The following is a 15,333-nucleotide window of genomic DNA, read 5'->3' on the forward strand; positions in this document are numbered from 1 at the left end:
CTATTAAATTGCCCTTTTTATGCCATTTTTTCAAATGTACACCGCTTGTCACCCTGCTCTCCCCATGCTATGATAAACAAAACTAATACATTGTTTCGTAAATAACTATGTATTAGTTTTAGCAAAGGGGGAAAATCATGTACAGCAGCAAAAAGACAAAATTTTTGAATATCCTGTGTATTGTACTGGCCTTATCCCCCGGTCTGATACGCCTTACCAGGCATCATTTTCCCAATGTATCAAGTAACTCCCTGATCTGTGTTCTTTACATTACTGCTGCGCTGATCTGGCTGACCCAGCTGCAACTCCGCCTGCTGCGCAAAGAAGAACGCAGCTATCTGGTTTTTGCTGCTTTGCTGATCATTTTCCTGATGGTTATCCGTACAACAAAATATATATTTATTCCGGAAGATACTCCTGCTGCTCGATATATCTGGTATCTTTACTATTTTCCCCAGACCTATATCGTACTTCTTATGTTTTTTGCTGTGTTATATACCGGAAAGCCTTACGGCAGTTCCATCTCTCCCAAATGGAAGCTGCTGCACATACCTGCACTTCTCATCGTTCTGGGTATCCTTACCAATGATCTGCACCAACTGGCATTCCGTTTTTCCGGCAGCATTTCCCATTGGGTGGAAGATGAGCCTTATTCATATGGGCCTTTTTATATTGCTTCCCTGATCTGGCTGGCAATTATGTTCGGAGCTATCCTGATTCTTTCTTTTGTGCACTGTATTTCTCTGGATTGCCGTAAAAATATATGGATGCCCTGTATCCCTCTGGCTGCTGCCTTGATTTACCTGATCCTGTTTCTGAAGGATCCATATTCTCCCCTGCAGCGACTTTTCAAAACAACGGATATGATCACCTTCCTGTTTCCTGCCTTTATGGAAGCTTTGATACAGGCAGGGCTTTTTCCTTCCAATGATCAGTATTCCCTTTTGTGGAGAGTATCTGATCTGGGGAAGACAGGGATCATGGATATGCAGGGGAATATCTGCTATCAGTCAGAGAAAAGCCTTCCAGTTACAGAAGCACAGGTTCTTGCCGCCTTGTCCTCCCCTGTTACCCTTGCGGACAGCAGTATGGTCCTGAACAGCCATCAGATCCATGGAGGCTATGGTTACTGGCAAACAGATTTTTCTCAGATCCAGCAGATCAACAAGTCTCTGGCTGACCTGGGCGATATCGTAGCGGAACAAAATTCCATTCTGGAAGGCGAAAACCGGCTGGCGGAAAAGAAAGCCTCCATCCAACAGCAAAATCAGCTGTACGACTTGATTTCCAGGATGTTTCCCACCAGCTTTTTATGCTGCATACGATTCTGTCAGATCTCCCGGAAAATGAATCTGTTTTTGAAAATAAAATGAAATATGCCTCCGTTTTAATGGTTTACATAAAGAGAAGGACAAATCTCCTGCTCCTTATCAATCAACAGGACTGGATCCCTGGAAGGGAACTTGCTCTTTCACTTGCTGGAATCTCTTGGAATATGTCCGGCTATCCCACATAACGGCCTATGGCACTTATCAGGATGAATTTTCTATACCTGGTGTGTACGCTCTTGCCATATACCAGCTTTTCCAGCAAGTTCTGGAAGCCTGCCTTCCTGATGCACAAGCCCTGATGCTCCAACTGACCATTACGGAAACGATTCATTTTTATATGGAAATAAGTTGCCCAGAGAGCATATTCCCTCTGCTTCCTGCCGCAAAGCAAATCCAGGCTTTAGGCGGAACTGTGAAAACAGAATCCGATCCGGATACCCTGTTTCCTTACTGTGACCTTTAACGCCATGGATTTTAAGGGAGGTGATGCCACATGAGCCATTATGCACAGCTTTCATCTTCTTTTCATGCCTTTATGGGACTTTGCAGCATCCTTTTAATGACCCCTGCTGTCTGTTTTATGATAACCAGCCTGCTCCCATGGATTTTCCCGAAAGAGTCAGTGGATCGGAGGTGTTTTATGCTGCCTTTGCATCCTGTTCATGCAAGGCCTTTGTGATCTGGGCCGTGACGGTTCCCAGAAGCTTTCTCCAACCTTTTTGGCACAGCTTACCGGTTCTCTGCCCTGGATCGCAGTTCCCGGACTATTGATCATTTTAATGTTATTTGAGGGATTATTTGGCTGCTCTTTGTACAGACAACAGAAAAAGCACCTTAACCCAGGTGCCATCAAAGAAAGTCTTGACGCCCTTCCGGACGGAATCTGTTTTGCACGGCAAAACGGTGTCCCTCTCCTTATCAATACACGTATGGAACAGCTTTGCAGTCAGCTTCTGGGGACAAGACTTCAAAATACCAATTTTTTCTGGCATTCTCTGCAGGTTCAGGAGTACAATAAGAAAATCCACAACATTTCCACAGGAACAACTATTACTCTTCAGTTTCCTGATGGTACGGTCTGGGATTTCCGCCGCAAGGAATTGTCCCTGAAAAAAGACAGTATATGGCAATTCTCTGCCTGTAATGTTACACAGCAATATCTTTTAAATCAGGAACTGAAACAGCAAAATGACCAGTTGAATCAGGTCAATGAGCACCTGCGGCTTTTCAGTTATGAAGTAGAAAAATTACCAGGGAAAAAGAAAATCTGGCCGCCAGAGTAAAGCTGCATGATGAAATCGGGAGAGCGCTTCTGTCTTTCCGCATTTATCTGGAGCAGCCCTGTGACAAGCGCAGCAGACAACAGCTTGTGCCTTTGTGGGAATATATCGTCTCTGCCATGGAGCAGGGCATCTCCCCTGAAAGTACTGACAGCCTGGACAAGGTTCTCACTGCCGCCCAAGCTCTCGGGATCCACGTGGAAGGATGTTCTGAGCTGCCTCTTTCCCACAGCAAAGGTTCTGAACTGCTTCTTGCAGCCTTGAAAGAGTGTATAAATAATACTGCCAGGCATGCCCATGGAACCCATGTATACCTCCAAATTAGCGAAACATCTGACAGGATCTGCGCCAGCTTTACCAACGACGGAACCCCTCCTTCCGGAAAAATCGTGGAAAAGGGCGGACTTAAAAATCTGCGGACAGCTATTACAAAAGCACATGGCAGCATGGAAATATCCAGCGCCCGGCCTTTGTATTATATATAGAAATTCCAAAAGGAGAATCTTAATTGCGAAAAATAAATGTGATCATTGTAGATGACCAGTATATGGCAAGACAGCTTTTTGAGCTGTACATAAAAAGCAGTGGCCGGTATCAGCTGGCCGGTACCGCCAGTTCCGGCCAACAGGCTCTGTCCCTTGTACAGGCTGTTTCTGCAGACCTGATCCTGATGGATATCCTGATGCCTGATGGGGAAAACGGTCTGGAAACAGCAGCCAGGATCAAAGCTATCCGTCCCTGGATCCGGATCATTGCTGTTACCTCTATGGCGGAAGCCTCCTGGCTGAAACGAGCCAGGGAAATCGGGATTGAAAGCTTCTGGTACAAGGAGTCTTCTAAAAAGACAATATTAGATGTAATGGACTGTACCATGAACGGCGATTCTGTATATCCGGATCAGCCACCCAAGGTAAAGCTGGGGCTTTCCAGCAATACAGAGTTTACTCAGCGGGAGCTGGAAGTGCTCCGCCTGATGACCCGGGGTATGTCCAATTCTTCCATACCGCCGGTGAGCTGGGCATTTCCGAGAACACTGTCGAATCCCATATCCAGCATATGCTTGATAAAACCGGCTATAAAAACAGGACCGAACTGGCCATTGAAGCTCCGGATCCGCGGAATCGTGGTAAGTATTCCCTGATTTATCACTGTTCTCCATTCACTTTTTGATCCCGGCTTCTTTCTTTCTTTATCATCCTTTCAGGTGATGTTATTTTTCTCTGAAGTTATATAATTGTAAAGAGGAGATTCTGTCCTGTCATATGATACACAGAACAGAAAATAACATTTTTCAGGAGGTATGAATATGAAAAAGACAAACCGACAGAATGAGCAAAGCTTCTTTCGCTGGTGACGGGCCATACTGGCGGTGCTTTGCATCATCTCCGATTCACGGTTAAGGCCCAGGATTGTGGGTTCGTTCATTTATCATTACCGGACCAGACACTTACCGGATTGCCTTTGGGGAAGACTACAGGGGCAAAGAATCCGTCACCACCATTCGTAACCAGACCACTATTCCCATGCGTCTGGATATCCAGCGATCCGTTGCCCGCACAAAGAGTGCGTCACCCCTCCAAAATTAAAACAATTTGAATGGGGCGAAAATTCAGTTACTAATACTTCCTCCGGTTTTGTGATCCTGGAACCAGGGGAAACCCTATCTATGACTTTTATCTTTCCGTTCGGACTATTCATCCGGCTCTTCCTGTACGCTTACAGCCACCCGTTCCAATATTTCTGACATCGGCGGCAAAGCTTTTGTCCAGGCGCAGCCGATCCCTGTGGAAGGCTCCATTTCCGGTGCATTAGTGGATTATGGTCTTAATCCCGACGAAAATGCCAGATATTTTTCTCTTTCCCTGGCAACCAAGCGTTATGTAAATCTGGAACTGATCAGTAATAACAAAAACCAGGTGACCGCATGGGTTTACTCCAAGGATAATCCCACCTCCCATATGGCAAAACTGGAGTCCGATGCATCCGCTGACCATTTCTCCGGTATACTGGATGCGGGAGATTATGTGCTGAAGCTTGCCTACACACGAAGACAAGGCTCCCCAGCCAGAACGGAAGTCTTCACTTTGAACATTAGCGGAAGAGAATATATCCAGGCTACAGGTGTGACTCTCACCTGCTCCTCTTCCAATCCTTCCTTCGATTCCAGCATTAAGAAAAAGGCAAAGACCTTTACCATCACTGCCACCACCGTTCCCGCCAACAGCGATGACAAGCTGTCCTGTATTCTTGCAGACGGCAACATTCCCAGCAGTGATTACCTGATCAGCGGCAATGTAGAAGGGCAGAATCAGGCAACATTCACCACTCACTTACGGTATTGCATCCTGGGCTCATTATACTTATGGTTATACACGGCTTTCAGTAAAAACAGAGGCTGGGGTTCTTTCCAACAATGTGGACATCATCGGAAAAGCAGCTGCACCGGTGGTCAGCGATGTAACCAGCTATTATAATAAGATCCTCTTTAACAAATGTCAGATTGGAGACAGCATGTATCCTTCTGCTTCTCAGCCGGTAAAAGTTTATATGAAATCCGGAAAGAAATGGGTATTAAAAACCACAGTAAAGAATGGCAGGCCTTTTCCAGATCAAGAAATTAAAGCCAAACACCAAGTACCCAGTTCAAGTTTGTTTCTGCCTGCAAGGGACCTGACGGATCGCTGATCAATGGTTCTTCAACTGTGAAAACATATCGGACAGGACGAAAAGTCAAGCCGGCTATCCGTTCCATTTCCGTCAGCAATGTAAAGGTTACCTATAACTCCAGATTTGAGAAGTACATGGGGAAATGGACATGGCGTAAATATTACACCACCCGCTTCACTGTGAATGTTCAGCTGAAGAAGCAGCTTCCAGGTACACAGGGCTTATATATAGACGGTGTCAAATGTAAAGGAAAAGGGACTAGCTTTAAAGTAAACCTTTCTTATTCCGGCAATCACAGTGGACGCAAAACACCGATTAATGTTCTACCAGGTTCTTCCAATACCAGCCGGGACAAGGGACTGGGCATAAATGCAAAAACAAAAGTTACCATTCGTTAAACCATGATATATATGATATACAGTATAAGGCGGCTGCACCTGGCAGCCGCACCTTTCTTGATCGCATCGATTAATCTGCGTGCAAATACCAAAAGCGAATGCAGGTTTAACCTACATCCGCTCTGTTTTCATGTTGATTCCCGAATGATCAATTCCGTATCAAGTATAAGAGACTTCATCTCTTCCTGTGGTTCTTCCAGCAGTTCCAGAAGCATTTCACAGGCTGTATAGCCCATCTGGAATTTTGGCTGGTTCACCGTTGTAATAGAAGGGGTTGTCATAGAAGATAACTCGATATTATCGAATCCTACTACCAGAATGTCCCGCGGTACATGCAGATGAAAACGCTTTGCCGCACGGATCACTGCTGCCGCAAAAACATCTGATATTGTAAAAAATGCATTTGGCCGGCTGTCAGAATTCAACAGTCTGCATATTGCTGCATATGCCATCTCATAGCTTACTTCCGGCAGCTGCACGATCCACTGCTTCGGAATCATCACCTCTGCCTTCTGAAGTGCATTCATAAATCCTTCCTGACGCCTCCTGGCATATTTAAAATTCCCCGGTCCATTGATCAGGGCAATCTTGCTTCCACCATTTGACAGAAGATATTCCGTTGCAATTTCTGCTGCTTTGGTGTCATCAATACTGACATACGGATAATCTGCGTGTTCATTGTATTCACAGCATTGTACCAGAGGTGCGATCGTCCGTATCTGATTCAGTGCCTCTTCTGATATACGGTTTAGAAGAATTACACCTGCGGCATCCACTCTTCGCAAAAGATTACAGAAATCCAGCATATTTCCTTTATTCAAATGTGATTCATGAATCAATAAATGGCAGCCATGCGCCTTCGCAGATACTCGTGCTCCCCGGATGATTTCCTGATAAAATGCATTTTCGATTCCCCGGAATATTCAGAACGATCAATGGTTGTGTTTCTTTTGAAACAGTGACCGTATTTTCCATCTGGCATCCCAGTGAACGCATAGCCTCTTCTACCAGGCGGATCGTCGGCTCTTTCACCAGTTCCCTGTGATTCAGGACTCTTGACACTGTTGCCGGTGAAACCTGTGCTTTCTCAGCAATTAATGAAACGGTTATCTTCTTCATGCTTTCTCTCTTTTTCAGGTTTTATGTTTTTATTTTATCCTGTGTTTTATTCAGCCTTTTTTAATTTCTGTTTGATCTGCGGTCCTATGATCTGTACCATAATAACCAGCAGTAAGATAATTCCCTTGATCGCGTTGTTGATAAGAGAGTCCATCTTAAGGGACACGATGATCTTATCAATGATCGTATAGGACATTGCACCGAACAGGATTCCAAGACATTTTCCTTTACCACCGGACATGCTGATTCCACCAAGTACTGCTGCTGCGATCGCATACATTTCATAGCTGTTTCCTGTTGTTGCCGGATCAGCAGAAGCATTCATCGCAATCCAGAGAAAAGCACCAATTCCAACAAGTGCACCTGCGATCACAAATACGGAAATTTTCACAGCAGCAGTATTGATTCCCGCCATCTGTGCACCTTTCATATTACTTCCTACTGCATATACTTTTTTACCGTATTTTGTGCTTGTTGTAATATATACAAAAACAAGAGTCATGATAATAAGAATCAGACCAACGATTGGAATCGTAGATACTTTTCCGTTACCGAAATTGTAAAGAGTCTGATAAGAAGACTGGCTGTTTGCCATTTTGTAAACGGAACTACCTCCACCAATCAGTGCTTTGTCCACATGCTGGCAGAAATACTGTGCAAAAGAACGATAAATCAGCATTGTTGCAAGTGTAACGATAAATGCAGGCATCTGGATCCATCCTACCATCACGCCATTGATCAGTCCGCAGAAGGCACCAAACAGAACCGCAAATAAAAATGTGAGGATAATGCTATTTGTTATGTTAAAGATCATAACAGAAAATCCACCATCAAGAGCCAACATAGAACCTACGGAAAGGTCGATCTCACCAGTGATACAGATCAGTCCCATGCCCAGTCCAATGATACCGATTACTGCGGAATGACGAAATACATTCATCATACCGCTCCAGGTCAGTCCGTTTGTTGTCAGTGCATATACAATAAAAATTGCCACAAAAACAATGATATAACTATTTTCTCCCAGAAATCCTACAATACGTCCAGGAACTGTTGCATTCTTTTTACTCATCTTATTTTCCCTCCTCTGTCTGTGCCGCATTTGTTGAATACATCATAACTGTCATCTCATCAATTTCCTGATGTTCCAGGATCTTGATGATCTCGCCGTTATAAAATACCGCACAGTAATCGGCAACTTTCTGGATCTCTGGTATTTCCAGTGTATTGATCAGAATTGTTTTTCCCTGTTTAGCAAGTTCCAGGATCAGTTTGTAGATTTCTGCTTTTGCTCCTACGTCAATTCCCTGTGTAGGATTGTCAAGAAGAAGAATTTCTGCATCTGTATTCAGCCAACGCGCAAGAAATACTTTCTGCTGATTTCCACCACTCAGAGAGGTGATCGGATCTTCCCAGGAATTTGCCTTAATGTTCAGCATATCCTTGTATTTCTTGTATCTTTCGACTTCTTTCTTTTTTGAGATGACTGGCTTCCATGCGGAAAGGGTATGCTCTGACAGATACATATTTTCCAGGATACTCATATCCGGAATCACAGAATTTTCCTTCCTGTTTGTTGCCAGCATTGCAATCCCATCGGTCATGGCCGTATGAATGGAATGATCCCTCATGACTTTACCCATCGCACGCATCTCGCCGCTGTATGCTCTTGTTACACCGAACATACACTGCATCAGTTCACTGCTTCCGGCGCCCTGAAGACCAGTCAGTCCAACGATGCTACCTTTTTTCACTGCCAGATTGATATTGTGAAAACCTTCTCCACTGAAATTCTTCAGCTCCAGGATCATATCTCCAAGGGGTCTTTTTTCATAAACATCCTGATCTGAGTATTTCTCACCAACCATCATACGCGTCACAGCTTCTGGTGTGGTATCTTTTATATTTCCGGTGCCTATAAATTCTCCGTTTCGGAATACGGTATATCGGTCTGATAGGCGGAAAATCTCTGGCATTTTATGTGAAATAAAGATAAAGGAAGTTCCCTTTTTCTTCAAATTATTGACAATATCAAACAGATGTGCCACCTCATCATTATTTAATGATGTTGTAGGCTCATCCAGAATCAGAAGTTTTGCTTTAAAAAACAGAGCTTTTGATATTTCAAGCAGCTGTTTCTGGCTTGTTTTTAATTTAGAAACCTGCTGTGTAGGATCAATATCCACTCCCAGTTCCTGAAACAGTCTCTCTGCCTCCTGAATCATTTTTTTCTTATCCAGGCGGCCCAGTTTATTTGTGTATTCTTTCTGAAGGAATATATTTTCATAAACTTTTAAATCGTTGAATAAATTTAATTCCTGATGTACAAAAGCAATTCCCATATTCTCGGACTGCTTGATCGTAATATTTTTTAGTTTATTTCCATCAAATTCAATTTCACCTTTATCGCGGGGAAATACACCCGTCAAAACGTTCATAAGCGTTGACTTTCCCGCACCATTTTCGCCAAGAAGTGCATGCACTTCCCCCTTTTCTACTGTAAGCTGTACATTTTTCAGTACCGGAACCCCACTGAAGGACTTACAGATGTTACTCATCTGCAGCAAACTCATAATTCTCGCCTCCTCGCCCGATCTGTCAGGCTTTTTGATACACTGCTCTGATACATATTCACTTAATTATCTGACAGAAGGGAACTTTGCAGTTCCCTTCGTCATTTCTGTCTTATTTAAAACAATTATATCATGAAAATATTTGATTTAGAAAGAAGGATAATCTTTTACATTGTCCTTATTTACGATTTCTGCAGGCAATTACATGATCCTGTTCTACATCTTTTCCATCCAGATAATCAACCATATCCTGGATTGCTGTCTGGATCATTGCCGGGCTGTAAGTTACAGATACAATACCGCCAAACTGATCTGCGATATCTGTGAAGGATTCTCCACGAAGTACTGCATAAAGTTCATCTAGTCCGCCACAGCCTGTCAGATATGGTGTATTTCCAAGGAATTTTTCTTTTGTTGCATCGTCAATTCCGCCACCCTGAAGAGCTTCAAGGATACCCATTGCAAGTTCATCATCTTCTGCATAGAACCATTTGATATCTGCATTTGATGCATCACCCAGCAGAGATTCAAAAGAGGTTTTTGTATCAGAACGGCTCCAGTTCATAGCGCCTGAATATGTAATGGAGTTCAGATCATCTTCTGACCATTTTGCATCGTCTGCGATTGTTTTTCCATCATATTCCAGTTCTCCTGTAAGGTATTTTGTAAATCCGCTGTCACGGAGAGTTGTTACAGAAGAAGTATCTCCTTCGTATACATAAACTGCATCACCAGGTTTCAGTCCCTGCTCTGTATAGTAAGCCGCACATGCTGCGCCGATACCTTCGTTGTCACCTTTTACATTGGATACTGCACTGTCAGCCACACCATCGATGATACGGTCAAATGCTACATATGGGATCTCAGCGTCAACCAGCTGCTGGATTGCAGACTGAACAGTGTCATCGATCGGCTGAATAACAACGGCGATATTGTCTTCACCAGCTGCGATGATATCTTCAATGTTGACGATCTGTTCTGCCGCATCTGCAGATGTGATCAGTTCTGCACTGTAAGTTCCGGCATCATTTACTTCTTCGATTTTTTCTTTTGCAAATGTTGCTACAGAACCAGTCCAGCCGTGGTCTTCTGGAGCTGTCAGTACATAAACGTGTGTAGCATCTCCTTCTCCGTCCGCAAATACAGGAGTAACCATACTACCCATTGTCATAGCTGCGATAAGCGTGCAAACTACTGTTTTCTTCATAATTCATTTCCTCCTTTTGGAATATGTTTGTTTTTAATAAGCGGTTTTCCCCCGCATTATTTCAGCATTTAATAACGTATTGATTCAGAGTACATTTTCAGATCACAAACTGTCTCATGTATCTCAGAGAAAGTTTCAGGCTGTCCAGAACTCGTTCTTCAGAACCTTCAAAAGATTTATCTTCGATTTCAATACAGGTATATCCTTCAAATCCAATGTCTGTTAATGCGGACACATATTTGCCCCAATCCACATCTCCCAGTCCTGGAAGCTTCGGTTTCATATACTGAAGCGGATATGCCATTGTTCCACACTCTTTCAGTTTCTCTTTAAAAAGTTTTATGTCTTTGTAATGTACATGGAAAATTTTATCCTTAAACTCGTAAAGCGGCTGAATGTAATCAATCATCTGCCATACAAAATGAGATGGATCATAATTGATTCCGATATAATCACTGTCAAGAATATCAAAAACTTTTCTCCAGATTACTGGTGTGGTCATCAGGTTCTGTCCACCTGGCCACTGATCTCCATCAAAGAGCATGGGGCAGTTTTCAATCGCAATGCGGACTTTCTTTTCTTCTGCATAACGCACGATTGGAATCCAGATTTCTTTTACCAGTTCCAGATTTTCTTCTACTGTCTTTGTCTGGTCTCTTCCAATAAAGGTTGTAACAAGGTTAATTCCAAGTTTTTTGCTTGCATCAATCACTTTATATAAGTGTTCTATGTTGGCAGCTCTTTTTTCCAGATTACCATCCATGGTATTCGGATAAAATGCCAGAGAAGAAATCTCTACATTTTTCTCTTTGCAATAAGAAAGGATTTCTTCTGCTTCTTTATCTCCCAGATTTGCCACATCAATGTGGCTGACTCCTGCATATCTGCGCTCTGCTTTAGCTTTGGGCCAGCAGGCAACTTCCACACATTCATAGCCAATCTCGGAAACCGTATCGATCATTTTTTTGAAATCATAATCTTCCAGAATTGCACTGACTAACCCTATCTTCACTCTAATTCCTCCTCATCTATGCGAACGGTTCTTCCAAGTTCGCTTGATTTCAGACTTCCGAAAATTGCTTTCATTGCACTGAGTACACTTTTTCCTGGAACAGCAGGTTCTGTGTCATTTTCCACAGATTCTACAAATGAATCAATGATTCCTGATTTTGTCTGATTATCATTTGTCTGGATCTGGTCGATATCATATAACACTTTTCCGCCGTCTTTGCGGATCAGTTCGATACAGTATTTCGGATCATGATAAATCTTAAGCATTCCTTCTGTACCATAGATGATCGTGGAATTGTCTTCCTCTCCATAATAGGTCCAACTGGCTGTCATCGTTCCGATGATTCCACTCTTCATCTTGTAAATACAGATTGCATTATCATCTACACCGATCAGATTTCCATTACTGTCTTTCTTATCCAACGTTGTCACTGTAGCAGTTGTTTCTTCTACTGTATCATTAAGCAGATACTGGATCAGGTCTGTCTTATGTACTCCAAGGTCGGCCATTGCTCCCATTGCAGCTCTCTTCTTATCAAAGAACCAGTTTCTGTGGGCCGGCATCTATACTCCATGTTTCCGGGCCGCCATGTCCGAAAGTTGTTTTGAAAGTAAGAACGCTTCCGATATCTCCACGCTGGATCAGCTTTCGTGCTTCTGCATGAGCCTTTGCAAATCTCTGATTCTGACCGATCATAAGTTTTTTGCCCATCTGCTCTGCTGTATCCACCATCATCTGGCAGTCTTTTAATTTTGTCGCCATGGGTTTTTCACAAAGTACATGTTTTCCTGCTTTTAATGCTGCAATCGTAATTTCGGCATGAACATGATTTGCCGCGCATACACTGACTGCATCAATTTCCGGATCTGCCAGCATATCCTCAATGCTTTCATAAGACTTGCAGCCATATTTTTCAGCAAGATCCTTTGCCCGCTGCAGATTCAGATCATAAAGGCCGGTCAGTTTTGCATTCGGATTATCCAGATATTCCGGAATATGACGAACCTGTGCAATCTTTCCACAGCCTATAATTCCGACTTTTACCATCTCATTACCTCCTTTATGATTTCATATGTTTTCATTTTTCTTTCAGTTTTTGTTTCATTTTTCATTTAAAACATATCATTTTTCAGAAAAATGGTCAACATTTTTGTGCTATACGTATGTTATTTCTATGTTTTGCATCTTTTTATTATATATTTTTGACATTTATTACTATATTTCCTTATTTGTTTCAGAAATCTTTTCATTTCTTTCATTTTAAGTAACATAAAAAAGAGGGATGTGGGTGAATACCAAATTCCCACATCCCTTTCTTTAGTCTTTTTCCCAATATGACTGGATCTGTTCCCGGTTCATCCCTTCCCCGATCACAATGATCACTGCCTGGCCGGCTGAAACCGGCTGTACTGTGATCTCTCCATGGGTGGCATTTACTTCCATCCACCCTTCCCCTTCTTGTACAAAGCCTTTGATCCTGGAAACCTGGCCACAGCCAGGATCTTTTAAGATTTTCTCTGCTGCCCCGGCAAGTCTTTCTCCTGGAATCTCCATGTTCATAAAATAGAGCGTGTCAAATCCCTGTTTTTCATCAAAATACTGCTTTTCATAGGCTTCTGTCCGATAGCCGCAGCCAAGAAGCATATCAAAATCCTTGTCCGTCAAAGTATCCCAGTCTTTGCACAGCACTTCATCCTGGAATCTGCGGCTGCATTTTACCTGTTCCAGCGCCCGGTTCAGGTGATTGATTGCCGCATCTGCCTGTTCTTCTGAATATTTCTGGCATTTACTTAGGACCACACATCCTGCCTCTGCTGCTTCCGATGCCAGCAGATATTCCCCCTGGCCATCCAGTTTTTCCGGAAGCCCGGCATCAACAATCGTGATCACATTGCCAATCTCATACCATTTATCCAACGGTTCCTCATATAATGCGTCAAAAAATTCATCCACATCAAAGATCCCGGATGGCTCAATCAGTACCCGGTCATAACCGCACATCCCCATTGCGATCAGCTTTGTTTTGAATCGTCTTCTGTGAGTTTCCCGGTCACAGCCACCTGCGATCATTTCCAGTTCGCAGTGCTCCCCTTCCAGATCGTGAAGAAGCATCATATCCACATTCACTGCTCCGTGGTCATTCTCCAGTATTCCGATATTCATGCCTTTTCCAAGCAGATACTCCGCATATTTTTTCAAAAATGTGGTTTTCCCGGAGCCAAGAAAACCAGTGATCAGATCTACCTTTATCATCCTGTCATTCTCCTGTGCAGCACTTTCCTTTTTCCATGATCAAAACCCAAATTCCTGATAGTCTTCCGGAAGGAATCTGTGATAAATAAAATGGCAGCCTTCATCCTTAAAACAGTAATAATATGGGTCATCCTCTTTATCCAGAAAACGGATCAGATAATCAAATTCATCACTGTCCATTTTTGTAAACTCTATCTTCGCCCAGTATTTATCAAAAAGCTCCCGAATCCGTTCAATAGTACAGTCATGATCTGGGATCAGCTGGATCAGTGCCTTGATAAATTCATCCGGCTGGGTGTGCTCATGTACATACACGCTTCCTTCCTCCGGTATATGGAAGCAGAACCTGTCCTTTTTATGAGACACAGCCACATCGCCTAACTTCCTCTTTATGGACTCCGGCATTTCTTTCAACCGACCTGCCATCTCCTCTTCGCTGTCCTGTGTACTGAAAAAATGATTCAATGAAGACAGTGGATAATACAGCTGTATTTTTTCTTTCTGGTAGCCCAGCTTTGCCTGCTCTTCCTTGATCACATCGATTAAGCTGTGTTCCAGCTTCTGAAATCCCTGATCCATCTTGATTCTCCTCTCGTCTAAAGCCACTTATGCCGCATTGGCGTTGATAATTTGGTGGAGCAGCCATGTTTTTAAAAAAAAAAAAAAAAAAAAAAAAAAAAAAAAAAAAAAAAAAAAAAAAAAAAAAAAAAAAAAAAAAAAAAAAAAAAAAAAAAAAAAAAAAAAAAAAAAAAAAAAAAAAAAAAAAAAAAAGGAGAGAAAAAAAAAAAAAAAAAAAAAAAAAAAAAAAAAAAAAAAAAAAAAAAAAAAAAAAAAAAAAAAAAAAAAAAAAAAAAAAAAAAAAAAAAAAAAAAAAAAAAAAAAAAAAAAAAAAAAAAAAAAAAAAAAAAAAAAAAAAAAAAAAAAAAAAAAAAAAAAAAAAAAAAAAAAAAAAAAAAAAAAAAAAAAAAAAAAAAAAAAAAAAAAAAAAAAAAAAAAAAAAAAAAAAAAAAAAAAAAAAAAAAAAAAAAAAATTAAAAAGTTGTCAGAGTGGTTTTCATCATAACAAAAGAAAGTGTGCACAGAATGAGCAGATATAAAGTTAGATCTAATTGCTGGTTTTCTCACTCCCCAGAAACCACATTTTTAAAAATATCCGAGTATCTGCTTGGAAAAGGCATGAATATCCGAATACTCAATGACCACAGAGCAGTGAATGTGGATATGATGCTTCTTCACGATCTGCGAAGGGACGCTGCAACTGCGGAAATGACAGTGGCTGTGACCAAGAAGTTCGCAGAAGACGATTCAAAACAAAGCTGATCGCAATGGGGATGTGCGGGTATGACCGGGTACTGATTCAGCCATCCGGATCTTTGATGTGGATGAATTTTTTGACGCATTATATAAAGAACGTTGGAATTAATGGTATGAGATTGGCAATGTGATCACGATTGTTAATGCCAACTTGGAAAACTGGATGGCCAGGGGATAGT

General features: G+C 42.0%; 16 protein-coding genes and 2 pseudogenes. 9 read left to right on the plus strand and 9 right to left on the minus strand.

Annotated features, from left to right (window positions below; genetic code table 11):
- Positions 1 to 137: 137 nt before the first annotated feature.
- From R1Y93_RS07380 to R1Y93_RS07410, 7 genes and pseudogenes are all read left to right on the plus strand, one after another.
- The gene (locus R1Y93_RS07380; RefSeq protein ID WP_500822282.1) at positions 138 to 1,373 is read left to right on the plus strand and encodes a hypothetical protein; all 1,236 of its coding nucleotides are present in this window, start codon (positions 138 to 140) and stop codon (positions 1,371 to 1,373) included.
- Positions 1,374 to 1,993: 620 nt separating this feature from the next.
- A complete protein-coding gene (locus R1Y93_RS07385) occupies positions 1,994 to 2,614 on the plus strand; it encodes a hypothetical protein (protein ID WP_500822283.1) in 621 nt (206 codons plus the stop codon).
- A gap of 86 nt (positions 2,615 to 2,700) precedes the next feature.
- A complete protein-coding gene (locus R1Y93_RS07390; RefSeq protein WP_500822284.1) occupies positions 2,701 to 3,096 on the plus strand; it encodes an ATP-binding protein in 396 nt (131 codons plus the stop codon).
- A 38-nt stretch (positions 3,097 to 3,134) separates the two neighbouring features.
- A pseudogene (locus R1Y93_RS07395) lies at positions 3,135 to 3,458 on the plus strand (response regulator transcription factor); the annotation flags it as partial.
- Positions 3,459 to 3,658: 200 nt separating this feature from the next.
- On the plus strand, positions 3,659 to 3,781 hold the full coding sequence (locus R1Y93_RS07400; protein WP_500822295.1) for a hypothetical protein: 123 nt from the start codon (positions 3,659 to 3,661) through the stop codon (positions 3,779 to 3,781).
- Positions 3,782 to 4,395: 614 nt separating this feature from the next.
- On the plus strand, positions 4,396 to 5,085 hold the full coding sequence (locus R1Y93_RS07405; protein ID WP_500822285.1) for a hypothetical protein: 690 nt from the start codon (positions 4,396 to 4,398) through the stop codon (positions 5,083 to 5,085).
- Positions 5,086 to 5,313: 228 nt separating this feature from the next.
- Positions 5,314 to 5,676, plus strand: coding sequence for a hypothetical protein (locus R1Y93_RS07410; RefSeq protein WP_500822286.1), 363 nt, complete (start codon positions 5,314 to 5,316; stop codon positions 5,674 to 5,676).
- Between the two features lie 128 nt (positions 5,677 to 5,804).
- Here R1Y93_RS07410 and R1Y93_RS07415 read toward each other — a convergent pair whose 3' ends face one another.
- From R1Y93_RS07415 to R1Y93_RS07455, 9 genes and pseudogenes are all read right to left on the minus strand, one after another.
- A complete protein-coding gene (locus tag R1Y93_RS07415) occupies positions 5,805 to 6,599 on the minus strand; it encodes a substrate-binding domain-containing protein (protein ID WP_500822296.1) in 795 nt (264 codons plus the stop codon).
- On the minus strand, positions 6,505 to 6,795 hold the full coding sequence (locus R1Y93_RS07420; protein WP_500822287.1) for a LacI family DNA-binding transcriptional regulator: 291 nt from the start codon (positions 6,793 to 6,795) through the stop codon (positions 6,505 to 6,507). The genes R1Y93_RS07415 and R1Y93_RS07420 overlap by 95 nt, the downstream gene beginning before the upstream one ends.
- A 46-nt stretch (positions 6,796 to 6,841) precedes the next feature.
- Positions 6,842 to 7,867: an ABC transporter permease gene (locus R1Y93_RS07425; protein ID WP_500822288.1), complete on the minus strand. Its 1,026-nt coding sequence runs from the start codon at positions 7,865 to 7,867 to the stop codon at positions 6,842 to 6,844.
- 1 nt (position 7,868) lies between these two features.
- The gene (locus R1Y93_RS07430) at positions 7,869 to 9,368 is read right to left on the minus strand and encodes a sugar ABC transporter ATP-binding protein (RefSeq protein WP_500822289.1); all 1,500 of its coding nucleotides are present in this window, start codon (positions 9,366 to 9,368) and stop codon (positions 7,869 to 7,871) included.
- A 178-nt stretch (positions 9,369 to 9,546) separates the two neighbouring features.
- Positions 9,547 to 10,575, minus strand: a complete 1,029-nt coding sequence (locus R1Y93_RS07435) for a substrate-binding domain-containing protein (protein ID WP_500822290.1) — start codon at positions 10,573 to 10,575, stop codon at positions 9,547 to 9,549.
- Between the two features lie 97 nt (positions 10,576 to 10,672).
- Positions 10,673 to 11,587, minus strand: a complete 915-nt coding sequence (locus tag R1Y93_RS07440) for a sugar phosphate isomerase/epimerase family protein (RefSeq protein ID WP_158420837.1) — start codon at positions 11,585 to 11,587, stop codon at positions 10,673 to 10,675.
- Positions 11,584 to 12,634: pseudogene (locus R1Y93_RS07445) on the minus strand (Gfo/Idh/MocA family protein). Before R1Y93_RS07445 ends, R1Y93_RS07440 begins: the two are co-directional and overlap by 4 nt.
- Before the next feature lie 270 nt (positions 12,635 to 12,904).
- Positions 12,905 to 13,840, minus strand: coding sequence for a GTP-binding protein (locus tag R1Y93_RS07450; protein ID WP_500822291.1), 936 nt, complete (start codon positions 13,838 to 13,840; stop codon positions 12,905 to 12,907).
- Between the two features lie 39 nt (positions 13,841 to 13,879).
- Positions 13,880 to 14,419, minus strand: coding sequence for a DUF3877 family protein (locus R1Y93_RS07455; protein ID WP_500822292.1), 540 nt, complete (start codon positions 14,417 to 14,419; stop codon positions 13,880 to 13,882).
- A gap of 65 nt (positions 14,420 to 14,484) precedes the next feature.
- Between R1Y93_RS07455 and R1Y93_RS07460 the strand changes: the two genes are divergently transcribed.
- Positions 14,485 to 14,937, plus strand: a complete 453-nt coding sequence (locus tag R1Y93_RS07460) for a hypothetical protein (protein ID WP_500822293.1) — start codon at positions 14,485 to 14,487, stop codon at positions 14,935 to 14,937.
- Between the two features lie 79 nt (positions 14,938 to 15,016).
- The gene (locus R1Y93_RS07465; RefSeq protein ID WP_500822294.1) at positions 15,017 to 15,160 is read left to right on the plus strand and encodes a hypothetical protein; all 144 of its coding nucleotides are present in this window, start codon (positions 15,017 to 15,019) and stop codon (positions 15,158 to 15,160) included.
- Positions 15,161 to 15,333 lie beyond the last annotated feature (173 nt).

It is taken from the genome of Blautia sp. HA3515 (assembly GCF_059933065.1).

Bases quoted from the DNA above. Each gene is read 5' to 3' on its own strand.
- R1Y93_RS07425 (WP_500822288.1), bottom strand. From the start codon at position 7,867: ATGAGTAAAAAGAATGCAACAGTTCCTGGACGTATTGTAGGATTTCTG.
- R1Y93_RS07435 (WP_500822290.1), bottom strand. From the start codon at position 10,575: ATGAAGAAAACAGTAGTTTGCACGCTTATCGCAGCTATGACAATGGGT.
- R1Y93_RS07455 (WP_500822292.1), bottom strand. From the start codon at position 14,419: ATGGATCAGGGATTTCAGAAGCTGGAACACAGCTTAATCGATGTGATC.
- R1Y93_RS07385 (WP_500822283.1), top strand. From the start codon at position 1,994: ATGCAAGGCCTTTGTGATCTGGGCCGTGACGGTTCCCAGAAGCTTTCT.
- R1Y93_RS07380 (WP_500822282.1), top strand. From the start codon at position 138: ATGTACAGCAGCAAAAAGACAAAATTTTTGAATATCCTGTGTATTGTA.
- R1Y93_RS07430 (WP_500822289.1), bottom strand. From the start codon at position 9,368: ATGAGTTTGCTGCAGATGAGTAACATCTGTAAGTCCTTCAGTGGGGTT.
- R1Y93_RS07450 (WP_500822291.1), bottom strand. From the start codon at position 13,840: ATGATAAAGGTAGATCTGATCACTGGTTTTCTTGGCTCCGGGAAAACC.
- R1Y93_RS07460 (WP_500822293.1), top strand. From the start codon at position 14,485: ATGTTTTTAAAAAAAAAAAAAAAAAAAAAAAAAAAAAAAAAAAAAAAA.
- R1Y93_RS07420 (WP_500822287.1), bottom strand. From the start codon at position 6,795: ATGAAGAAGATAACCGTTTCATTAATTGCTGAGAAAGCACAGGTTTCA.
- R1Y93_RS07465 (WP_500822294.1), top strand. From the start codon at position 15,017: ATGAATATCCGAATACTCAATGACCACAGAGCAGTGAATGTGGATATG.